Raw genomic sequence first — 22,807 nt, forward strand, 5'->3', positions numbered from 1 at the left:
TTATATTTGCGAATACTTCATTATTATATAGTACATAAAAACCTCTGAACTATTAGCATTTTTGGTTCCGAGGTTATTTTGACTGGAGTCTAAATAAATAGCATGCGTCTAATATGCCGAATTGAAGTAAAAAATGATTGGGTTGTTAAAGGTTTCCAATATGAGGGAGTTCGAAAAATAAAGCAACTAGAGGAAAGTTTCTCGATACCTCGATTTAACGGTATCGAAGAGATATTTTTAGTCGATCTTACTCGTTCTATTTTTGGCTTGCCACCAAACTTTTTAGCACTTGAGAGAATTGCTCACAATTGCTTATTACCTATCACTTTTGGAGGTGGAATTAATACACTTGAAGATGCTCTCAGGGCAATTGAGCTTGGTGCTTCAAAAGTATACATAAATACAGCAGCAACTGGCGGGAGTTCGCTGATTTCTAAGATATCCTCCGTAATGGGACAACAAGCTATTGTTGCTGGGTGTGAGTATAGAACAGTGAATAATAGGCGTGTGTGTTATTCTGAATCTGGGAGAGAACCTCTAGGGGAAACGCTTTCTGAGCGTATTAAGGAAGTGATTAACTTAGGAGCTGGAGAGGTGCTCGTATCGAGTATTGATTTAGATGGTACGAAAAAAGGATTGGATCTAGGTGTATTAGATGATTTGGTGCAGATAGAAAAACCGGTTATTCTATCTAGTGGTGGTACCTCGGAAGATTTGAAGAATAGAGATAACTTTACTGGTTGTGAAGGAGTATGTTTTTCTAGCGTTTTTATTGAGTATTATGATTAGTATAATTAACGTTACTGGTTCAAATAGCCGTAACTTGTATAACTGTTTGAAATATGATCGCGATATTGAGTTTGTTAGCTCGGCTTTTAGTCTAAATTATAAAACTAAGGTGCTGTTTCTACCTGGTGTTAGCCATTTCAATAACTATATTGACTTTTTAAATAAAAACAAGTGGATTGATTTTATAAAAGAAACAGATTTATTAGTAATCGGTATTTGTGCGGGCTATCATGCATTGTGCGAAACAAGCGATGAAGCCCCAGGTGTTAGGGGGGTTGGGGTATTTAAAAGTCATGTATCAAAAATTAATCCAGACTTGAGTCTCAATTATGGAAAGGTTCCACATACAGGTATGAGGAATATTACTGATTTACAATCCAATGCTTTCCCCAAAAAAGCATTTTTTGTTCATTCATATGGTGTATTAGAACACAACTCCGAAAGTGTTATGCAGGCACTAAACATTGCTGGGAAGCAATATATAGTCTCTCAGAGAAAAAATAATATAATTGGCCTACAATATCACCCTGAACTCTCAGGAGAATATGGTAGGGAAATGTTAAATAATATAATAAGTGAAGGATATTGTAATGGCTAGATATGGTCTTCCAGATCAGGTTGAGTTTTGTAGTCGATGTGTAATGTCTAATCAAAAAGTAACCCCTTCAGTTGTACAAAATGACTCTAGAGACGGGGAAAAACATACTCTAATTTTTAATGATGGAGTTTGCTCAGCTTGTAGAGTACATGATTTAAAAGAAAGTCAGATTGATTGGGGTCAGAGAGAACTGGAATTGGTCAAGCTACTTGATAAATATCGTTCAAAGAATGGCTCTTATGATTGCATTGTTCCAGGTAGTGGTGGAAAAGATTCAATTTTTCAATCACATATTTTAAAAACAAAATATGGGATGAATCCGTTAACAGTTACATGGTCACCTCACTTATATACAGATATTGGGCGCCAGAACTTTGATAACTGGATTCATAAGGGCGGGTTTGATAATTTCTTATTCACCCCTGATGGTGAAAAGCATGCACTCTTGACGCGACTAGCTTATGAAAACTTGTTACACCCTTTTCAGCCATTTATTTTTGGCCAGCGGAATTTTGTCATGCATATGGCCCAAAAGTTCAATATTAAACTAATATTCTTTGGAGAAAACCCAGCTGAATATGGTGGCTTTGAAAATGAAGAGAATAGCTCACGGATGGCTCCTTCTTATTTTGTTGATGATAATAGAGAGGCTATGAGGGTTTCGGGTTTGTCATTGGAGCAACTGTATACTCAGTATAATATAAGTGCTCAAGATTTGAGCTTATATTTACCTCTTACAACTGAGCAGCATAATTCATCTAATCTAGATCCGCGTTGGCTAGGCTATTATTTGCCTTTCCATCCCCAAGCCAATTATTATTATGCAAAAGAGCACTGTGACTTTCAACCTAATGACCAAAGGACAGAAGGTACTTACTCTAGATATAATTCAATAGATGATAGGGTAGACGGTTTTCACTATTGGTGCGGACATGTGAAATTTGGTATTGGTCGTACAACTCATGAGGCATCGCAGGAAATCAGAAATGGAGATCTAACACGTGAGGAAGGAGTTGCGTTGGTTCATAAATATGATGGTGAGTTACCAAAGCGATACTTCAAAGACTTTCTTGAATACACTCAATTATCGGAAGAGAAATTTTTCGCAATTGCAGATTCATTTAGACCCGAACATTTATGGTGTAAAATAAATGGTGAGTGGGAATTAAAACATAAGGTTAAATAATATGTTTTTTACACAAGAGAAAATTCTTAGTGCAGCCAAAGAGCGTGAAGTAATTTTCTGGGGATGTTCGGAAGATTGGGTCCCTAAAAGTAAAAAGTTACTTGGAAGCGTGACCCGTATCGTTGATATTCATCACCAAACTATCAAATCTCCTTGGATGGGGTTGGAGGTATTCAGTACAGAGATATTAGATCGAATGAGCTCAAAATACTTTGTTGTTATTACTACAGGATCTGTTGATAGCGTTACAGAGATGTTGAATAATTATGGATTTACGCCTGAAAAAGATTTTTGTTATTCCCCTGTTTTTGAAGATTTCTCTGCTGCAACTCGACTAACAAAATATAGCTCAAAGCTCATTTTTACATCCAGCGACTATGGAGCTAAAGACGGTAACAGAGGAAGTTTGTTAGGCGGGGGGATTTACCAGTTAGTGTTTTCAGAAAATGAATGCACGGTAGATAAATTGGTATCTGGGTCGTATAGACAAGCTCAGTTTGATGGTAACAAATTATACTCTGTTGATTATGTAAAGAATGAGCTTCATGTCTTTGGCGAAGACTTTAAACTTCAGAAAGCTTTGAAATTGAACTTAAGGCATTATACCGGTCTGTCAGTAAGTGAAAATCGAATTTTTTTAATCAGCTCCGCCGAAGATGTCATTCAAATTTATTGTAAAAAGGGCTTTACGCTTCTGGATGTAATACCATTTTCTGATAAAAGCTATTCTGGAGAAGGTTTACATCATCTTAATGATTGCTTTTACTCAGACGGCTATCTATATTTTACTTACTTTTCAAAGTCGGGTATTTGGCGCAAAGAGATTTTTGACGGCGGTCTTTCTTACTTGGATGTTGAAAATAAAAATATATATGACGTCAAGTCGGATCTGTTCCAACCGCACTCTCCAAAAATTATTAACAATCAGTTACACTTTTGTGAGAGTACAAAAGGGTATGTATTTTCGTCATCTTGGAACAGAATTGCTAAGGTTCCGGGTTTTGTAAGAGGAATTTGTTATGACAATGGATATTATGCTTTTGGTATGAGTGAGACTTTGTATATGAAGCGAGCTAAAAATATTCCAAACGTTATGATGAATACCGGAATATTTGTGATGGACGAAATCTCTGGAGCTATGCGCTTTTGTCCGACGCCAGGTATCAAAAATATCCATTCGGTGTTAAGTTTGACGAGCTCAGGAGGAAGCTAGCCTAGCTCGGTTTATATCGCTTTAGTAGTTTAAATTAATACCAAAGTATTGATATAGAACAGCTCTAGTGGCGATTTTTTGGCGTTAATGTCAAAAAGTTGCCACTTAGGTATTGCATCCCCCTTAATCTCTCTTACAATCTAACTATTGAAAAAATTTTAAGTAGATTGGTTCTCAAGCAATGGTCTTGATCTTAGATAACAACAACAAAAGAGCGATCGGATTAGGTGCGGCACTTAGTTTTGTCGGTCAAGCAAATGAAGTGCTGGCCGAAGAGCGTTATGAGCCCAAGATCCTTGATAACAATCAAGAACCAATTTTTGTGTTAGGCGCTTTGCAAAGCTTAACACACGAAGCGTTGATAAAATCTCATCCCGCCGTCCCGTTTTTATTAATAGGTGAAACGCTCAGGCCGCTACTTGCGTTACCGAATGTAATAGGGCTCATCACCGAACCCTTTGGGCAAGAAGTCACGATGCAATTGCTACATGACTGCCAGCAATACTTACGTATGCTTCCAAACAAAGAGAACAAGCTACAAAATAAGAGCTTTGATGGTTTAGTTGGGGAAACCGAAGCGGTTAAAAACGTTCGTTTCTTGATTTCTCAAGTGGCTAAAACCGACGCCAATGTCCTTATTTTGGGGGAATCGGGAACCGGTAAGGAAGTGGTTGCACGTAACGTACACTTATTGTCTAAACGTGCGCAGGGACCATTTGTGCCAGTTAACTGTGGTGCTATCCCTGGGGAGTTGTTAGAAAGCGAGCTTTTTGGTCATGAAAAAGGCGCGTTTACTGGCGCGATTTCAGCCAGGAAAGGGCGTTTTGAACTGGCGCAAGGAGGTACGCTTTTTCTCGATGAAATCGGTGATATGCCACTGCAAATGCAGGTGAAATTGTTACGAGTTTTGCAAGAGCGCACCTATGAACGAGTAGGGGGCACAAAGCCGATTCAGGCGGATGTTCGTGTGATTGCCGCGACGCACCGGAATCTTGAAACCATGATTGAAGACGGCAAGTTTCGCGAAGACTTATTTTATAGACTCAATGTATTCCCCATTGAAAACCCCTCTTTAAATGAGCGTGCGGAAGATATTGCGCTACTGCTAAAGGAACTAACACGTAGAGTAAATGAACAAACGGGCAATTCGGTTAAGTTTACCGATAGAGCCGTAGACAGCTTAAAGTCGCACGCTTGGCCTGGGAATATTCGAGAGCTTGCAAACCTTGTGGAACGAATGGTGATTATGTTCCCAGACAAGGTTGTCGATGTGACTGATTTACCACAAAAGTACCGCTATATAGAAGTCGAAGCGTTTGAGCCTGAATATCCAGAAGAACTATTAGAAAAAGATGCGTTCAATGAGCTATTTAGCGATGGTTTTAGTGACGACGAAGAGGACATGGTCGCGGAAGATTTTGCGCCGCAAGCACCGAATGTTGGCTTACTGCCGGACGAGGGGATAGAGTTAAAAGAATATTTAGCAGAGCTTGAAATTGATTTGATCACTCAAGCTTTAGAGCGCTACGATTATGTGGTTGCTCGAGCGGCTGAAATCTTGGGCGTTCGCCGTACAACATTAGTTGAGAAGATGAAAAAGTATAATCTCAATCGTGACTGATAGTTTATCAATTACTACCTAACCTGAACTCGGGATAAGAAGTAAGTTAATCCACTAAAATCACTAAATTCAAAAGCGTAGTATCACTCTAGCCAGAAGTTATTTCTTAATACAAGGCAAATTTGTGCGTCAATAGCTGGCCTATTGCAAGCAAATTTAACGCAGTAGTAAGGGATAACAGCTGCTAGAGAACAAGTTGTTATTCCAAGTTCAGGTTACCGGCTCAACTCAGCAAGGCCGCTTAATACGCGGCCTTGTACTTTATTGTTTAAAGTTGAGTAAAATCCAAGTCTTGATAACCGGCAATAATGGTTTGTTTGCAAAAACAGTTATCGGCATGGTCGTTAACCATGCCGCAAGCTTGCATATGCGCATACACGGTCGTTGAGCCTAAAAACTTAAACCCACGTTTTTTTAAGTCCTTGGCAAATTTGTCGCTGAGTTCAGTGGTGGCAACGGCATCGTGTTTGTCACGCATGGGGTTGATAACAGGCTTGTAATTAACAAATTGCCACTGGTATTTTGCAAAGCTGCCAAACTCTTGCTGAATTTCAATAAATCGCTTAGCGTTGTTTATCGTTGCTGCGATTTTTGCGCGGTTTCTAATAATTCCGTCAAATGCTAATAGCCGCTCGATATCTTGCTCTGTCATCTGGCTCACTTTGTGTACATCAAAATCGTGGAATGCTTTTCTATAGCCTTCACGTTTTTTTAAAATGGTATACCAGCTTAAGCCAGCTTGTGCAGATTCCAATGTGATAAACTCAAACAAGCTCTGGTCATCCAGTACAGGTCTTCCCCATTCCTTATCATGGTACTCAACATAATCGGGTTTGCTCTCGTCCACCCAGCCGCATCGTATTGTCATTGTTGGCTCTCTTCTATCAAATTGTGAATATGAATAAGCTAAATGATTTATTACGCCAACTACTCATTGCGGCATCACATTTGGCTTTCAAAAACTCTAGCACAATGCTGTATATAAAAACAGTGTCAATAAATTGATATTGTTAAGTGTTCTGTAACTCTATGTTTTATATCAAATATAAAGTTGGATCGTTTTTTGCTTTTATCCATTGAGTTTATTTTTAAGAGAGCGGAAAAATGGCATTAGCACATGTTATTAATCCACAATTTGTACCAACGACGAATCGCTACAATCCTTGTTTGCTGCAAGAAGCCTACGTCGGTGAGCTAAGCGACCTTAGGCAGCAGGCGAGTTGGTTAAGCCATCTTGTTGATACTATGCCAGCAGGTGTCGTGGTACTTGATGGTCAAGGTATGATTGCCAAGGCGAATCAAATTGCGATGGATATGTTGGGTGAACCACTCGAAGGTGAAAAGTGGTTTAGCGTTATTCAGCGTTCATTTCGACCACAGCAGGACGATGGTCATGAAGTCTCTCTTAAAGATGGCAGAAGAATTAAGTTAGATATTACCGCGCTAACACCAGAACCTGGGCAACTCATTTTGATGACAGATCTCACCGAGACGCGCCGGCTTCAAAGCCGTGTTGCGCATATGCAAAGGTTAAGTGCGTTAGGAAAAATGGTTGCTTCATTGGCGCATCAAGTGCGTACGCCGTTATCGGCTGCGATGTTATATGGTGCAAATCTTGGTGCAGCTAATCTTCCTTCGGCTTCTCGAGAAAAGTTTCACGATAAGTTGATGTCTCGGTTAAAAGACTTAGAAAGCCAAGTTAATGACATGCTGTTGTTCGCTAAAAGCGGTGAACAACAAGTGGTTGAGCGAGTGTCAATGCAACAGTTATTGAGTGAAGTCAAAGCGGGTGCTGACGCTATGGTTGAGCTTAACCAAGCAAAGTTGGAGGCATTTTTACCCGAGCCAGATATCGAAATATTAGGTAATCGTACGGCGCTTGCAAGTGCGATCCAAAACCTGATCCACAACAGTATTCAAATAATCGGCAGTGCGGCACACATTGAACTTAATGCAGAGCGCGAGCCGTGTGGCGAGTATGTACGTATCTCAGTTGTTGATAATGGACCTGGCATCGATGAAACCTTAGTAGACAAGTTGTTTGAACCATTTTTTACAACTAAGTCGCAGGGGACTGGGCTAGGACTTGCGGTGGTTAATTCGGTCGCTAACGCGCACAAAGGGTTTGCGCAGGCAGACAATGTTGAAGGCAAGGGTGCGCGTTTTAGCTTGGTACTACCACTAATTGAGGCGGAGGAACTATGAGTAACAGAGTTTTAGTTGTTGAAGATGATGCTGGTTTAAGAGAAGCACTCATTGATACATTGCAGCTTTCAAATATCGAGTGCGTAGAAGCAAGTTGTGCGGAACAAGCCGTTTTATTGCTAAAGCAAGAAACCTTTTCTTTGGTGGTGAGTGACGTGCAAATGGGTGCCATGAGTGGGCTTGACTTGTTAAAGACCATTAAACTCAACTATCCCGAATTACCGGTATTGATGATGACAGCATACGCGACCATTGATGATGCGGTTGAAGCGATGAGATTGGGTGCCATCGACTATATGGCCAAGCCATTTGCGCCTGAAGTATTGCTTAATATGGTTGGACGTTATCTACCTGAGAAGGAAAAAGAGACAGACGGCCCCATTGTTGCCGATCCCAAGAGTATTAAACTACTTGAACTGGCTGCAAAAGTAGCGAAGTCGGATGCCAGCGTGATGGTACTTGGACCGAGCGGTTCAGGTAAAGAAGTGTTGGCTCGCTATATTCACGATAAATCCGACAGAGCAGATGAGCCCTTTATCGCAATTAACTGCGCTGCAATCCCAGAAAATATGCTCGAAGCGACCCTATTTGGTTACGAAAAGGGGGCATTTACAGGTGCCATTCAGGCGTGTCCTGGAAAATTTGAGCAAGCACAAAAGGGAACGATTTTGCTTGATGAGATCACAGAGATGGATTTGGGATTACAAGCAAAATTACTTCGCGTGTTACAAGAGCGCGAGGTAGAGCGTTTAGGTAGCAGAAAAACCATTTCACTGGACGTCAGAGTACTAGCAACCAGTAACCGCGATTTAAAAGAAGCGGTGGAGGATGGGGTATTTAGAGAAGATTTATATTATCGCCTCAATGTTTTCCCGCTAGAGTGGTTGCCACTGAAGGACAGAGCGGGTGATATCGCTGTGTTAGCTGAGCATTTGTTGGTAAGACATACGCAAAAAGCAGGCAAGCCAACACCTATATTAAGCAGCGGTGCAAAGCGCAAGCTCAGTTCACACAGTTGGCCTGGAAACGTAAGAGAGCTGGATAACGTTATTCAACGTGCCCTGATTTTGTTCCAAGGTAATGAAATTCAAGAAGATGATATTTTTATCGAAAATTTCTCACCGATGGCTTTGATAGAGTCTGCACCACTTGTAAATCATGAAGCATCAGCTCTAATGGAGCGCTCTCAAGGTGAGGATGAGATCATTAGCTATAAGGATGAGTTACAGGATAAAGAACACCAAATTATTTTAGATACACTGGCAAAGTTTAATGGCAAACGTAAAGAGGTGGCGGAGGTATTGGGTATGAGTCCTCGCACACTTCGCTATAAGCTGGCAAAAATGCGAGATTTAGGGATTGCACTACCCGCTTAACCTAAGTTACCTGAGTTTATAAACAATGAGTTAGCTCATTGCTTTTCCAAACCTCAGGTTAAGCTTTATCTGCTAATTCAAATTTACTCAGGCGCCTATAAAGATCAGCAGATCTTAGGCGCCTAGTTTTCACTTCTATGCACTGCCAATTTTTCGACATAATTAAAATGTTGCAAGGTACTGAATATTAACGATTTTAAGTTGGCACGTTTTCTGCTTTATTACAGGTAACTAAGAGTTATTTTGAGTAAAGCATCATGAAAGTACAATCATCAGCGCTATTTCAAGAAATGCAGGCAATGGCTGCAGAAGCGACGAGAAACACACAGCCATCAGTGCAGCCGGTTAAGACGGCGGCATCTTCGTCGGCTCAGTTTGGCGATTTACTCTCAGACGCACTTAATACGGTTCATGGCTTACAACAAGAAGCGAAACAAAAAGTCACCGCTGTTGAAATGGGTGACAGAAGCGTTTCTCTTGCAGAAGCCATGATAGCGAAACAAAAATCGTCGGTCGCTTTTGAGGCAACAGTGCAAGTTCGTAATAAACTTGTTGAGGCCTATAAAGAAATCATGAGCATGCCAGTTTAATTGAGTGACTGTGGAGAGTAATCGTGGCTACTAATCAATCAACAGATCTTACGCTTTCCGATGCAGCGCTGAATAATGACAGCGGATCGGATGAGCAACAAGAGCAAAAATCAGGCTACTTCAGTGCGCTAAGCGGTGTTGATATGTTGCGCCAGGTTACTCTGGTTATTGCCCTTGCTATTTGTTTAGCAATCGCAATCTTTATTATCATTTGGGCGCGCCAACCAGATATGCGCCCACTTGGTAAGTACCCAACAGAAGAACTCGTCGAAACGTTAGACTTTTTAGACCAACAGAAAATTGAATACCAATTAGATGGTAATACCATTTTAGTCGCTGAGTCGGACTATCAAGACATAAAACTACGCATGGCGCGTGACGGTTTTACCCAGTCTCCGAGTTCTGGCACTGATATTCTGATGCAAGATATGGGTTTTGGTGTTAGCCAACGTCTTGAAAGAGAGCGCTTAAAACATAGCCGTGAGCAACAACTTGCGAGAACAATTGAAGAGTTACAAGACGTAAATCGTGCAAAAGTGTTACTTGCAATTCCAAAAGAAAACGTCTTTGCACGTCGCGAGAAAAAGCCCTCTGCAACCGTAGTTATTACCCTTAAACGTGGCAAAACGCTTGGCGGCGAAGAAGTTGATTCAATCGTAGACATTGTGGCATCAGCGGTACAAGGCCTAGAGCCTTCACGCGTGACTGTCACCGATCAAAACGGTCGTCTACTCAACTCTGGTTCTCAAGACTCTTTAGCTGCGCGCTCGAGAAAAGAGTATGAAATCGAACGTAAGCGTGAACAAGAATATCTAGAAAAAATTGATAGCATCCTGATCCCAACTGTAGGTCTTGGTAACTTTACCGCGCAGGTTGACTTAACGATGGACTTCAGCGCAGTTGAAGAAACGCAAAAACGTTATAACCCAGATTTACCTGCGGTTCGTAGCGAAACGACGTATGAAGAAAATAATATTGGTGGCTTAGCTGTCGGTATTCCGGGGGCGCTGACTAATCAACCTCCTATAAACTCAAATATCCCAGAGATTGCGGGTCAAGGCGGCAATGGTCAAAGTGCAACACCAAGCAGTAATCAAAAAGAAGCAACCCGTAACTATGAGTTAGATACCACTATTAGCCATAAACGTCAGCAAACTGGGGTTATTCGCCGGATCAGTGTGAGTGTGGCCGTTGACTACCTCGCAAAACCTGATGCTGAAGGTAACATGGCAATGGCGCCGCGTACGCAAGAAGAGTTAAATAACATCCGTCGTTTGCTACAAGGTGGTGTGGGCTTTGATATGCAGCGAGGTGATGCACTAGAGGTAGTGACTGTGCCATTCGTGCGTGAAGACCTCACTGAAATGCAAGAGATACCACTTTGGGAGCAAGATTGGTTCCAAAAGACAATCCGTCTTGCAGCAGGTACCTTAGTGATCATTGTGCTAATCTTAGCGGTAGTAAGACCTATGCTTAAGCGTCTAATTTACCCAGATGATACGCTTGAAGATTTTGATGAAGATGCGTTGACCAGTGGTGTAGATTTAGGTGACAGTACACTCGATATGCTAAATAACGAATTCGATGAGTCTGCGGTTGGCTTCTCTTCTGACGGTAGATTACAATTGCCAGACTTACATGGCGACGAGGACTTACTCAAAGCAGTACGTGCCTTAGTTGCTAACGAACCAGAACTCTCATCACAAGTTGTGAAAGCGTGGTTGACAGAAGATGACTGATCAAGAACAAAAACAATTGCCCGCAGCCTTTGACGTTGACAAGCTAGATGGCGTCGACAAGGCTGCCATCTTACTGCTTAGTTTGACTGAAGAAGATGCGGCTCAGATTTTGAAACACTTAGAGCCGAAGCAAGTGCAAAAGGTCGGTATGGCGATGGCCTCCATGGATGACCTATCTCAGGCTAAAATTGCAGCTGTGCACAATTTGTTTATCGAACAAATTCAAAGTTTTAGTACAATTGGTTTCCAATCGGAAGATTTTATTAAGAAGGCGCTAACCGCAGCACTTGGTGAAGACAAAGCGGCAAGCCTTATTGACCAAATCGTTATGGGCTCTGGTGCAAAAGGGTTGGATTCGTTGAAGTGGATGGACTCGAAGCAAGTTGCCAATATTATCCGCAACGAGCACCCGCAGATCCAAACGATTGTATTGTCTTATCTCGAGCCTGAGCAATCCGCCGAAATCTTGTCTCAGTTTCCTGAGAAAGTACGCTTAGATTTAACAATGCGTATTGCAAACTTAGAAGAAGTACAACCTGCGGCACTGCAAGAACTCAACGAGATCATGGAGAAACAGTTCGCAGGTCAAGCTGGTGCACAAGCAGCGAAAATGGGTGGCTTAAAAGCCGCTGCAGATATCATGAACTACTTGGATACCAATATTGAAGGCCAGTTGATGGATTCAATCCGAGAACATGACGAAGAAATGTCGCAACAAATTCAAGACCTCATGTTCGTGTTTGAAAACTTGATGGATGTCGAAGACAGAGGGATCCAAGCCATACTGCGTGAAGTGCAGCAAGACGTACTGATGAAAGCAATTAAAGGCGCGGACGAATCTTTAAAAGAAAAGATTATGAAGAATATGTCCAAACGTGCTGCTGAGATGATGCAAGATGACCTTGAGGCTATGCCTCCAGTGCGGATCAGTGAAGTCGAAGCTGCACAAAAAGAGATTCTGGCAACGGCTAGACGTTTGGCTGACTCAGGTGAAATTATGCTTGGTGGCGGCGGTGGTGAGGAGTTCCTATAAACCATGGTCGATAAAAAGTTGTATAAAGGCCGCCCTGTCAGCACCGAAGCACTGGATGAGTTATTAGAAAACTGGCCCATTCCAGATGTTACGGATAAGCCCGAAAAATACCGAGGTCGTTCTACGGCCTTCGGTACGCCGTTGGAAGAGTTGTATACTAAGAGAGAGGTGAGCGCAGAACCTGAGCCGCAAGAGCCTGAATTCCCTACTTTGACCATTGAAGAATTAGAGCAGATCCGTCAGGATGCCTACGACGAAGGAATAAAGCAAGGCCACGAACAAGGCTATATTGAAGGCTTTGACAAAGGAGTTTCTGAAGGTAAAGAAGCCGGTTATAAAGAAGGCGTAGAAATAGGTAAAGAAAAGGGACTTGAGGAAGCACAACCTCTCATTGAAGAAAGGATGAAAGCGCTATCCACTATTTTAGATGGCATGCAAACGCCACTGAAAAAGGTTGATGATGAGTGTGAAAAGCAGCTGGTTGTACTCGTCAATTTATTGGCAGAGCAGGTTATTTTTAAAGAGCTCAAGACCACGCCTGAGCTCATTTTAAACGCGTTGAAAAAAGCAATGGACGCGCTGCCTGTCAAAGATCAAACAGTACGCATCCATCTGCATCCAGAAGATTTAGCCTTAGTACAGGCCATGTACGGCGAAGAACATATACAATCACAGCATTGGCAGTTACTTCCAGAGCCGACGTTGGACAGAGGTGGCTGCGAGGTGAAAACGCCACAGTCATCCATTGATATGACGCTTAAGAACCGTATTAGCGAAGTGTTGGAATCATTTTTGCAAGATAGCGGTATAAACCAATAATACTGCACTGTTATCTAGATAAGCCAAGCAATCAAATCAGGATAACGATGCCTTCCTAAGGTAATTGCGAACATGTCGACATCTGCTGCTATGAGCGAGCGCATCAGTAAGTATCAGAAATTTGTCAAACCATACGGGGTTGCGGTTGCAGGCAGCCTCACCCGCGTGGTTGGCCTCACCCTTGAAGCTAGGGGGCTAAGTGCTCCCGTCGGCAGTCAATGTAAAATCGAGACGCTGGGCGGTTTTATTGATGCAGAAGTCATCGGTTTCAATCAAGAAACGCTTTACCTTATGCCAAACGACCATATTACAGGCGTCCTTCCTGGAGCGCGAGTGATCCCAAAAGTTAAGGATGCTGGATTACCTGTCGGAATGGGTCTACTTGGCCGCGTGGTTGACGGACTTGGTAGGCCACTAGATGGCCTTGGTGCCATTGACGCTGAGAAGCATCTAAAATTTGCCGCAGCGCCCATTAACCCACTTGCAAGGCGTCCAATCGACTCACCAATGGATGTAGGTGTGCGCGCGATAAATTCGATCGTGACAGTGGGTCAAGGCCAACGTATGGGGCTGTTTGCAGGGAGTGGTGTGGGTAAATCGGTATTGCTTGGCATGATGACGCGAGGCAGTGAGGCGGATGTTATCGTCGTTGGCTTGGTCGGTGAACGTGGTCGTGAGGTGAAAGAATTTATCGATGAGATTTTGGGCGTCGAGGGTAGACGCCGCTCCGTTGTGGTTGCCGCTCCCGCCGATGCCTCACCGCTGATGCGCTTAAAAGGTTGCGAAAGTGCTGTGACTATTGCGGAGTATTTTCGCGACCAAGGATTAAACGTACTCTTGTTACTGGATTCGGTGACGCGCTATGCCATGGCACAACGTGAGATAGCGCTTGCTGTAGGCGAGCCGCCAGCCACAAAAGGGTATCCGCCTTCCGTATTTGCAAAGCTCCCAGCGTTGGTTGAGCGCGCAGGTAATGGTGGTGAGGGACAAGGCTCAATTACCGCATTCTTTACGGTATTGAGTGAAGGTGATGATATGCAAGACCCTATTGCCGATGCCGCGCGAGCTATTTTGGATGGTCATATTGTGTTATCACGAGAGCTTGCCGATAGTGGTCATTATCCAGCGATAGATATTGAAAAGTCCATTAGTCGAGTCATGCCGCAAGTGGTGTCAGAGGCACACATGCAGCAAGCCAGAGTGCTCAAGCAAGTCTATTCAATGTACCAGCAAAATAAAGACATGATCACCTTAGGTGCTTATCAACGCGGAAGTGACCAGATGCTAGATCAGGCGATAAACATGATGCCTGCTGTGAATAACTTCCTTCAGCAAGGCATGAAAGACGTGATCAATTATGACGAGTGTTTACAAGGCCTCGCTAAGCTACTAGGACAAGCATAATGGCAAATAACAAACTGACTTTATTGCTTAAGCTAGAAAAAGACAAAGAAGATAACCTTCGAGCGAATTTTGTTCAAGCGCAGCAGCACTTAGCAACAAACCAACAACGGTTATCGGGACTAAACGATTTCCGTCTGGAATACAGCATGCAGCTTCATAGTAAAGCACAAGTTGGTCTGTCTAGTGGCGGTTTCAATCAATACCATAACTTTATTAATAAGATTGAGCAGGCTATTGATCAGCAAGCAAAAACGGTCAACACAGCCAAGCAGGTGGTTGAACAACGCCGCAAGCTATGGCTAGCACAGCAGGCTAAAACGAAGGCAATTGAAAAGCTTATCGAGAAGCAAGCCCTCGCGAAGCAAACTCGTCTTGCCAAAGCAGAGCAAAAGATGCTTGATGAGTTTGCAACGAATCAGTTTGTACGAAGAGAGCGTGCTTGGTAAGTTGGCTCGAAATATGCTTTGTAATAATTAGCGTTTTATTATTTAGGTAGTTCACTCGTAAAAGTCACTAATATTCATAGTGTTGGTTTTTAACGGTGTATTACAACGGCAGGACATTGCCACTTTATGAGGTAGCTTTAAGATGAATCTAATGCTTGCATCCATGCTGCAACGAGGCAGTAACGAGGTTGATATTAAAGAAAAATCCCAAGAGACAGATGCTGAGGGTTCTGAAGACAGCTCTGGGTTTAGTGCTTTAATGGCTGAGTTAGCCGAGCAAGAGAGTGCAAACAAGCAGGTAAAAGAGTCTGCAGATCCTGTAACCTCAGAGCTGGATGCGCCAATAGATAGCGAAGTCGCATCAGATGATGCTCCGCAGTCAGATAGTAAAGCACAAGCCTCTTCCTCTAAGCTGCAAGGGGAAGTACCAACTTCTACTGTTAGCTACACTGACAAAGGCCTGGTAGTTGCGGACAAACCGCTTCCTGATCCCCCGGATAATGACTTATATGCTCAGATCAACGCTGCAAAACAGCAGAGCACTTCATTGAGCCAAACCCCAACAGCAATTGCGCAATCAGTCAAAGAAGCGTTGGGCAATGCTTCTGCGGCTGATGAAGAGGTTGTAGCTAGCGATAGTGCACTATCTCAGGAGCAGCTACAAGACGAAGCCAGTCCACTCATTCGAGGGGGGAAAGGCCAAACTGAAAACGCCGGCACTAAGCCAACCTCGTTATTACAGCAGGCAACTTCTATGGACAGCCAAGACTCAGAAGGTGAGGTTGCTAAACCTTCGTTATTGAATGACAGTTCAGAAGCTAAAGAACAAACATTACAGCCTAAGTTGCAAAAGGATACTAGCACTCAAGCCTTGGTTACCAATACAAACATAGAAAAACGGGATCCAAGCGCTAATAAGCCAGTCGAGTCTCAAGTTGAAAGTGAGTCTGAAACCGCGCAACAGAAAGAACTCTTAGCCGCTAAGAAATCAGAGCTTGCTCAATCTGTTTCCTCATCTGAAGCTAAGCAATCAGAAACAAAGCAAATCATTTCTGAGGCGAGTACACAAACCGCGAAAGACAAAAACGCAGTAAGTACAAAAAGCACTACAGATGTGCAAACCATGGTAGAAAAGTTGACCGTACAGCAACAACAAGAATTAAAAGCCGTGATGGCTGGTAAGCTGGATATTTATGATGCGTCACCAAGTGTACAAAAAGCCGTAGCTCAATTAATTGGTAAAGATGTTGATATCGAAAATGTACGGCAATTTAAAGCATTTGTGCCATCCTCTGTCGTAACACAAACTTCAACAAACACCCCGCAAGAAGCTGCTACGGATGTTAAAGATACTACCCAAGCGTCTTTTAATGTAAATAGCGCGCAAGAAAAGTCTAACAATAGTGATCAGCAGGCCGTGGTAGTTAAAGAGGGTGAACGTGCTGAAAAAAATATAGCTGTGAATAAATTGACTAGCGATGAAAAGTTAGCAGTAGAGAAGCAAAGTTCAGAAAAACAGAACTTAGAAAAGCAAATAAGTGAAAAGGTAGTTGATAAAGAAAATAGTAAGCTGATGCAAGCGGAAGCAAGCATCGCGAAAGAGGCGGTTAAAAATGAGCGTCAATCGGCTAATACTGCAGCAGCGATACCAAATCAAGTTAAGCCTGAAGCAAGTCCTGTAAGTGTATCGCAAGACACTAGCTCACTAAACCAAACACTGAAAGAAGTTCAGCAAATTCAACAGTCTCAGCCAACAAACCAAAGCACAACACAGACAAAGCAAGCGACAGATGCTAATCTTCAACAGGCGATTAACATAGCACGTCAAGATGCCGCTAAAGAGCTGCATCAACGGGTAGGGTTGATGCTTAACCTTAACAATAAGGAAGCTGAGATTCGCTTAGACCCGCCAGAGCTTGGGGCGATGCAAATTCGAATAAAAAGCGATGCAGAGCAGGCTCAAGTGAATATTGTGGTGCAAAATCAGCAAGCTAAAGAATTGCTAGAGCAATCACTGCCAAGACTAAGAGAAATGTTAGCTGAGCAGGGTATTGAACTGGGTGACAGCCAAATATCACATCAGCAAGGTGGAAATACTGAATCAGAGTCGCAAACTGCTGGTGGCAATACGAGTGGACAGCAAACTCTAGGTGATGAATCGGGGGTTTCTGACAATCCACAACCATCACAAAAGAGAAATACTGATTCTGCAATAGATTACTATGCCTAACACCTGCTATTATTGTAATTAATAAAGATCATAAGGGCTTGCTATGGCTGAAGAAACCGACTTAGAAATAGAAGAAACGGGTGGTTCCAAGAAAAAGCTGATTATCATTATTGTCGCTGCGGTATTGGTGCTCGGCGGTGTCGCAGGGTTTTTCTTATTTTCAGGCTCAGATGCGCCAGAAGAATCCTTAGCAGAAGAAACGACAGCAAGCGAAGTTAAAGCGGAGCAAGGTAGCGCTGCGCAAATGGGGAGTGCACTGTACGTTGCCATGCCCCGTCCCTTTGTTTTCAATGTACCTGGTGCAAGTCGCGATAGAATTGTGCAAATTAAAGTTCAGCTGCTGGTTCGCGGTGATGTTAATGAAGAAGTAGCAAAGAAGCATATTCCCTTGATTGAAGGTACTTTACTTAGCGTGTTTTCAACGACTACCGCTGATGAGTTAAGCACAAGTGCAGGTAAAGAAACTTTGCGCTTAACGGCGCTAGATAAAGTCCAAGCTGCGATGGAAGGGGTTGAAGGTAGCAAAGTAATCGAGCGTGTGTTGTTTACTGGCTTTGTAATGCAATAAGGTAGTATTTGTGAGCGATTTATTATCCCAAGACGAAATTGATGCGCTACTCCATGGTGTAGATGAAGTCGAAGAAGACGAAATCGGTGATAGTGGTGACGGCGAAGGCGCTGGTGCCTTACAGTATGACTTTTCGTCTCAAGATAGGATTGTGCGTGGGCGGATGCCGACGCTTGAAATCGTTAATGAACGATTTGCCCGCCATATGCGGATAAGCCTTTTCAACATGATGCGCCGCACCGCTGAAGTGTCTATCAATGGTGTGCAAATGCTTAAGTTTGGCGAGTATATTCATACTCTGTTCGTTCCTACCAGCTTGAATATGGTGCGCTTTAGGCCACTAAAAGGTACTGGCCTGATAACCATGGAAGCCCGGTTGGTTTTTATCCTTGTAGACAACTTTTTTGGTGGAGATGGTCGTTATCATGCCAAGATCGAGGGGCGTGAGTTTACACCTACAGAACGTCGTATCGTTCAGATGCTACTTAAGATCATCTTTGAAGATTACAAAGAAGCCTGGGCACCGGTTATGGATGTGTCGTTTGAATATCTTGACTCCGAGGTTAACCCCGCGATGGCGAATATTGTATCGCCAACTGAAGTGGTGGTGATTAGCTCTTTTCATATTGAATTAGATGGTGGAGGGGGCGATTTCCATATTTCATTGCCTTACTCTATGTTGGAACCTATTCGAGAGTTACTCGATGCCGGTGTTCAATCAGATACTGAAGATACCGATCTGCGTTGGAGTAAAGCGCTTCGTGATGAGATTATGGATGTTGAAGTTGAGATTTCCTCCCAGTTGCTGGAAGTGGACTTATCACTTGAGCAAATAATGAAACTTCAAGCTGGTGATGTTATTCCTGTGGAAATGCCAGAGCATGTCACCGTATTTGTAGAAGAGCTGCCAACCTTCAGAGCTAAAATGGGTCGTTCTCGTGACAATGTTGCTTTACAGATCAGTGAAAAAATTAAACGGCCAGAATCAGTGAAGTCTGAGCTTCATGTGTTTACCAAAGGTGGTAAAAAACTCGATTCAGATGCTGAGCTGGCAGAATTAGAAGAAGATCTGCATCTTTCCGAAGGTGTGGATTTAGATTGGTAGTCGTGAGGTTGTACAAGCAACGTCATGAGACTAATTATGGACAACAAATTAACTTAATCAGGTAGTAATCCAATGAGCGATGATCAAGATACTATGGACGAATGGGCGGCAGCACTAGCTGAAGCCGAAGGTGCCGAAGGTGGCAGTGAGCCAGAAGTTGCAGAGTTAGATGAACTCAAAGATTCAGCGCCTGCATTATCGTCAGATGAAAAACGTAAACTCGATACCATTTTAGACATTCCAGTTACCATTTCGATGGAAGTTGGCCGCTCTAAAATTAATATTCGTAACTTATTACAGCTAAATCAGGGCTCTGTTGTTGAGTTGGATCGAGTAGCTGGTGAACCGCTAGATGTACTTGTTAACGGTACGTTGATTGCACACGGTGAAGTAGTTGTAGTAAACGACAAGTTTGGTATTCGCTTAACGGACGTTATTAGTCAGGTTGAGCGTATTAAAAAGCTACGTTAATGCGCTGGGGTTGGTGTGTAGCTTTGTTTAGTACTGCTTGTTACGCGAGTGCTGCCGTTGCAACGACGTCAGGAGTAGTACCTAAGTCTTCTGTAGGGGCAGGTACTGCGGGGTTAAGCTCGGAACTACTCTCCATGGGATTGTCCTTGGTGTTGGTGATCTTACTTATTTTGGGGTTAGCATTTGTGCTGAAGCGTTTAAATCCCAACATTGTAAACCAAAAGGACTTTAAGGTGATCCGCAGTATATCGCTCGGTACGAAAGAGCGTTTGCTGGTTGTAGAGTTGGATGATAAACAGCACTTGCTCGGGGTAACACCAAATAATATCAATTATTTATATCAGCTAGAAACACCACTGGATGATGTTAGCCGAACGCCATTTGCAAACGAGCTACAAAAGTTTTTAACGGGAAAAGGGCAAGTAGCCAATAACCAAAATAAGAAAAGCCATGACTAGATTGCTGATACTCTGTTTATTACTGTTTTCTGGGGTAGCTTCTGCAGAAGGGATAGAAGCAATAAACGTTACAACAAACCCTGATGGCTCTCAAGAGTACTCAGTGACACTTCAAGTGCTCGCCATTATGACGGCGCTGAGTTTTATTCCAGCCGCTGTTATCATGATGACTTCGTTTACTCGAATAATTGTTGTACTTGCGATTTTGAGACAAGCGATTGGTCTACAGCAATCGCCATCGAATCAAATTTTACTCGGTTTATCGTTGTTTTTGACGCTATTTATAATGGCACCTATATTTTCGCAGATAAATGATGAAGCGGTGCAGCCATATATAAAAGAAGAAATCACATCAATCCAAGCACTTGAACGTGCCAAAGAACCCATGAAAGCTTTCATGTTGTCACAAACCCGAATTAAAGACCTGGAAACCTTTGCTAAAATAGCGGGCTATGACAAGCTTGATAGCCCTGAGGATACGCCGTTTATCGTTATTATTCCGGCCTTCGTTACATCTGAGCTGCAAACGGCTTTTATTATCGGCTTTATGTTCTTTATTCCATTTTTGATAGTCGACTTAGTTGTAGCCAGTGTCTTGATGGCCATGGGTATGATGATGTTATCGCCAATGATAGTTTCCTTGCCGTTTAAGATTATGCTTTTTGTGCTCGTCGACGGTTGGAGTTTGGTCATGGGGACACTGGCCAGAAGCTTCGGATTGGGGGTGTAATGTGGAACCAGAAGTCTTTGTCGATATCTTAAGTGATGCATTGTTTTTAGTCATCAAGCTGGTGGCGGCGATTGTAGTACCTGGGCTTCTAGTTGGTTTAGTTGTTGCTGTGTTTCAAGCTGCAACATCAATTAACGAGCAAACATTAAGCTTTTTACCGCGTTTAATTATCACGATTCTGGCCCTTATTTTTGGTGGCCATTGGTTAACTCAAGAACTGATGGACTATTTTAACCTCGTGGTTATGCGAATTCCTGAAATCGCAGGTTAGCCATGGAGTTCACCTTTGCGGTAATCATGCAGTGGCTAAGTGATTTTTTACTTCCACTGGTGCGGATAAGCTCAATGATAATGGTAATGGCGGGGCTTGGGGCACAAAGTGTGCCGGCTCGAATTAAGTTTGCGCTCGCTGTGGTTGTTACTTTTGCCGTGGTGCCCGTTTTGCCCAAATCAGAATTTACCGATTTGTTCTCCTTTTCGATGATTTTGGTTGTTATTCAAGAAATGATGACCGGAGTCGCAATTGGTTTTGGCTCTCTGTTGCTTTTAAATACTTTTATCATTGCGGGTCAAATCCTTGCTATGCAAACAGGTCTTGGTTTCGCATCTGTTGTAGATCCGGCCAATGGATTAAGTGTCCCAGCAGTTGGTCAGTTCTATTTAATATTAGCGACATTACTGTTTTTTGTTTATAACGGCCATCTGATGATGATCCAAATGGTAGTGTATAGCTTCGAAAGCTTTCCCATTGCAGGTAATTGGTGGGTGGTAGATAATTTTTGGAGAATCGTTAATTGGGGGGGCTGGATGTTTTCTACGGCACTGGCTCTTGCATTAGCTCCATTAACGGCAATGTTGGTTATCAATATCTCGTTTGGGATCATGACCAGAGCTGCACCTCAGATGAATATTTTCTCTGTAGGGTTTGCTTTTACGCTGGTTGCAGGTCTTACCATTATTTGGGCGACACTGGGTAACTTCTTAGCACAATTTGAGTTTCAATGGCTCAAAATGACGGAGCTGATGTGCGATCTAATTGGTTGTACGGTTTAGGAGTTTGAAATGGCAGAAGATTCAGGTCAAGAACGCACCGAAGAACCCACCTCCAAGAAGATAAGTGATGCGAGGAGTAAAGGCCAGGTAGCCCGTTCAAAGGAGTTGGGGACTACGTTTGTCTTGTTGTTTTCTGCTATCGCTTTACTGATGTATGGTCCTGGTATAGGGAAGGCGCTTTACAACGTGATGGGGCGAATGTTGTCGCTTAATCGCAATGAAACCTACGATACAACCAAAATGTTTGCTGTGTGGGGGGATATTGGCGCTGAGCTGTTATTCCCAATGGCTATGTTCGTTTTTATTATCGCAATTGCTGGAATAGTGGGGAATACGTTACTCGGTGGCTTTAACTTTTCTTGGCAAGCGGCCGCACCTAAAGCAAGTAAAATGTCACCTATGAAGGGACTGAAGCGAATGTTGGGCCCACAAGCGGCCATTGAGTTATTGAAGTCAGTTCTTAAGTTTGTATTGGTAGCAGGTTTTGCAATCTTGCTTATCAATATGTATTTTAATGAAATATTGCACTTGAGTATTGAACAAATCCCATCGAGTATAGAGCATGCGTTAGAAATCATTGCGTGGATGTTCTTAGCACTTAGTTGCACTATGATCATTATTTCAGCGATTGATGCCCCTTATCAAAGCTACAATCACCATAAACAGCTTAAAATGACGCTACAAGAAGTCAAGGATGAATATAAAAACTCAGAAGGTGATCCGCAAATAAAAGCGCGGATCCGCCGCACGCAAAGAGAAATGTCGCAACGACGTATGATGCAAGATGTACCAGATGCAGATGTTGTTGTGACCAACCCCACTCACTATTCGGTTGCGCTTAAATACGATACTGAACGAGCGGGGGCGCCTATTGTTATTGCAAAAGGGGTTGATGAGCTTGCGATGCAAATTAGAAAAATAGCTAAAGGAAATGAAGTACCGATTGTGGAGTCACCTGTATTGACTCGTTCACTTTATCATACAACCGAAGTAGGTGATCAAATCCCTGAACAATTGTTTACCGCGGTTGCACAGGTACTTGCTTATGTATTTCAGCTGAATCGTTTCCAAAAGGGTAAAGGGAAAAGACCTGTTGCACTTACTCGAGATTTACCAATCCCAGACGATTTAAAGCACTAAAATTGCTCTTATAAAAATAAGCTATTAATTGGA

Annotated in this window: 23 protein-coding genes; 22 read left to right on the forward strand and 1 reads right to left on the reverse strand. The window is 42.8% G+C overall.

The genetic code is table 11. The features are described 5' to 3' along the window. Positions 1-102: 102 nt before the first annotated feature. The 5 genes from QSH61_RS06580 to QSH61_RS06600 all read left to right on the forward strand — a co-directional run bounded on the left by QSH61_RS06580 (position 103) and on the right by QSH61_RS06600 (position 5,407). A complete protein-coding gene (locus QSH61_RS06580; RefSeq protein ID WP_206471577.1) occupies positions 103-789 on the forward strand; it encodes a HisA/HisF-related TIM barrel protein in 687 nt (228 codons plus the stop codon). Beyond that, positions 782-1,387: an imidazole glycerol phosphate synthase subunit HisH gene (hisH, locus tag QSH61_RS06585; protein ID WP_206471578.1), complete on the forward strand. Its 606-nt coding sequence runs from the start codon at positions 782-784 to the stop codon at positions 1,385-1,387. Before QSH61_RS06580 ends, hisH begins: the two co-directional genes overlap by 8 nt. Continuing rightward, positions 1,380-2,573, forward strand: a complete 1,194-nt coding sequence (locus QSH61_RS06590) for an N-acetyl sugar amidotransferase (RefSeq protein WP_206471579.1) — start codon at positions 1,380-1,382, stop codon at positions 2,571-2,573. The genes hisH and QSH61_RS06590 overlap by 8 nt, the downstream gene beginning before the upstream one ends. Position 2,574: 1 nt before the next feature. Then, positions 2,575-3,786: a DUF4915 domain-containing protein gene (locus QSH61_RS06595; protein ID WP_206471580.1), complete on the forward strand. Its 1,212-nt coding sequence runs from the start codon at positions 2,575-2,577 to the stop codon at positions 3,784-3,786. 181 nt (positions 3,787-3,967) lie between these two features. After that, positions 3,968-5,407, forward strand: coding sequence for a sigma-54 dependent transcriptional regulator (locus QSH61_RS06600; protein WP_206471581.1), 1,440 nt, complete (start codon positions 3,968-3,970; stop codon positions 5,405-5,407). A 268-nt stretch (positions 5,408-5,675) separates the two neighbouring features. On the opposite strand, the gene QSH61_RS06605 is transcribed toward QSH61_RS06600, so the two are convergent. Next, positions 5,676-6,275 (reverse strand): DNA-3-methyladenine glycosylase I, encoded by a 600-nt coding sequence (locus QSH61_RS06605; protein WP_206471582.1) that lies wholly within the window; start codon positions 6,273-6,275, stop codon positions 5,676-5,678. Between the two features lie 236 nt (positions 6,276-6,511). On the opposite strand from QSH61_RS06605, the gene QSH61_RS06610 reads away from it, so the two are divergent. The 17 genes from QSH61_RS06610 (at position 6,512) to flhB (ending at position 22,774) form a co-directional block, all read left to right on the forward strand. After that, a complete protein-coding gene (locus QSH61_RS06610) occupies positions 6,512-7,612 on the forward strand; it encodes a sensor histidine kinase (RefSeq protein WP_095728221.1) in 1,101 nt (366 codons plus the stop codon). Next, entirely contained in the window at positions 7,609-8,988 is a 1,380-nt protein-coding gene (locus QSH61_RS06615) for a sigma-54-dependent transcriptional regulator (protein ID WP_010606354.1), read from the forward strand. Before QSH61_RS06610 ends, QSH61_RS06615 begins: the two co-directional genes overlap by 4 nt. Positions 8,989-9,245: 257 nt before the next feature. Beyond that, complete coding sequence (fliE, locus tag QSH61_RS06620; protein ID WP_010369155.1) at positions 9,246-9,578, forward strand: flagellar hook-basal body complex protein FliE; 333 nt, start codon at positions 9,246-9,248, stop codon at positions 9,576-9,578. Positions 9,579-9,598: 20 nt separating this feature from the next. After that, positions 9,599-11,317, forward strand: coding sequence for a flagellar basal-body MS-ring/collar protein FliF (gene fliF, locus QSH61_RS06625; protein ID WP_130126591.1), 1,719 nt, complete (start codon positions 9,599-9,601; stop codon positions 11,315-11,317). Beyond that, entirely contained in the window at positions 11,310-12,350 is a 1,041-nt protein-coding gene (fliG, locus tag QSH61_RS06630) for a flagellar motor switch protein FliG (RefSeq protein WP_010369151.1), read from the forward strand. The genes fliF and fliG overlap by 8 nt, the downstream gene beginning before the upstream one ends. 3 nt (positions 12,351-12,353) lie before the next feature. Beyond that, complete coding sequence (gene fliH, locus QSH61_RS06635) at positions 12,354-13,169, forward strand: flagellar assembly protein FliH (protein ID WP_206471583.1); 816 nt, start codon at positions 12,354-12,356, stop codon at positions 13,167-13,169. A gap of 72 nt (positions 13,170-13,241) precedes the next feature. Next, complete coding sequence (fliI, locus tag QSH61_RS06640; protein WP_010606357.1) at positions 13,242-14,573, forward strand: flagellar protein export ATPase FliI; 1,332 nt, start codon at positions 13,242-13,244, stop codon at positions 14,571-14,573. Then, positions 14,573-15,019, forward strand: coding sequence for a flagellar export protein FliJ (fliJ, locus tag QSH61_RS06645; RefSeq protein WP_010369144.1), 447 nt, complete (start codon positions 14,573-14,575; stop codon positions 15,017-15,019). The genes fliI and fliJ overlap by 1 nt, the downstream gene beginning before the upstream one ends. 142 nt (positions 15,020-15,161) lie before the next feature. Beyond that, positions 15,162-17,249 (forward strand): flagellar hook-length control protein FliK, encoded by a 2,088-nt coding sequence (locus QSH61_RS06650; RefSeq protein WP_206471584.1) that lies wholly within the window; start codon positions 15,162-15,164, stop codon positions 17,247-17,249. Positions 17,250-17,292: 43 nt separating this feature from the next. Further along, positions 17,293-17,817 (forward strand): flagellar basal body-associated protein FliL, encoded by a 525-nt coding sequence (gene fliL / locus QSH61_RS06655; protein WP_010606360.1) that lies wholly within the window; start codon positions 17,293-17,295, stop codon positions 17,815-17,817. Between the two features lie 10 nt (positions 17,818-17,827). After that, positions 17,828-18,922 carry a flagellar motor switch protein FliM gene (gene fliM, locus QSH61_RS06660; RefSeq protein WP_010606361.1) on the forward strand — a complete coding sequence of 365 codons (1,095 nt, stop codon included), beginning with the start codon at positions 17,828-17,830 and terminating at the stop codon, positions 18,920-18,922. A 72-nt stretch (positions 18,923-18,994) separates the two neighbouring features. Next, positions 18,995-19,393: a flagellar motor switch protein FliN gene (gene fliN, locus QSH61_RS06665; protein WP_010369124.1), complete on the forward strand. Its 399-nt coding sequence runs from the start codon at positions 18,995-18,997 to the stop codon at positions 19,391-19,393. Beyond that, the gene (gene fliO, locus QSH61_RS06670) at positions 19,393-19,851 is read left to right on the forward strand and encodes a flagellar biosynthetic protein FliO (RefSeq protein ID WP_174168556.1); all 459 of its coding nucleotides are present in this window, start codon (positions 19,393-19,395) and stop codon (positions 19,849-19,851) included. The genes fliN and fliO overlap by 1 nt, the downstream gene beginning before the upstream one ends. Further along, positions 19,844-20,581: a flagellar type III secretion system pore protein FliP gene (fliP, locus tag QSH61_RS06675; protein ID WP_010606364.1), complete on the forward strand. Its 738-nt coding sequence runs from the start codon at positions 19,844-19,846 to the stop codon at positions 20,579-20,581. The genes fliO and fliP overlap by 8 nt, the downstream gene beginning before the upstream one ends. 1 nt (position 20,582) lies before the next feature. Continuing rightward, a complete protein-coding gene (gene fliQ / locus QSH61_RS06680) occupies positions 20,583-20,852 on the forward strand; it encodes a flagellar biosynthesis protein FliQ (RefSeq protein WP_010369116.1) in 270 nt (89 codons plus the stop codon). A gap of 2 nt (positions 20,853-20,854) precedes the next feature. Then, positions 20,855-21,634, forward strand: a complete 780-nt coding sequence (gene fliR, locus QSH61_RS06685; protein ID WP_010606365.1) for a flagellar biosynthetic protein FliR — start codon at positions 20,855-20,857, stop codon at positions 21,632-21,634. A gap of 9 nt (positions 21,635-21,643) precedes the next feature. Beyond that, positions 21,644-22,774: a flagellar biosynthesis protein FlhB gene (flhB, locus tag QSH61_RS06690; RefSeq protein ID WP_010606366.1), complete on the forward strand. Its 1,131-nt coding sequence runs from the start codon at positions 21,644-21,646 to the stop codon at positions 22,772-22,774. The last annotated feature ends 33 nt before the right edge of the window (positions 22,775-22,807 follow it).

Source organism: Pseudoalteromonas sp. JC3 (assembly GCF_030291895.1).
Taxonomy (GTDB): Bacteria; Pseudomonadota; Gammaproteobacteria; order Enterobacterales; family Alteromonadaceae; genus Pseudoalteromonas.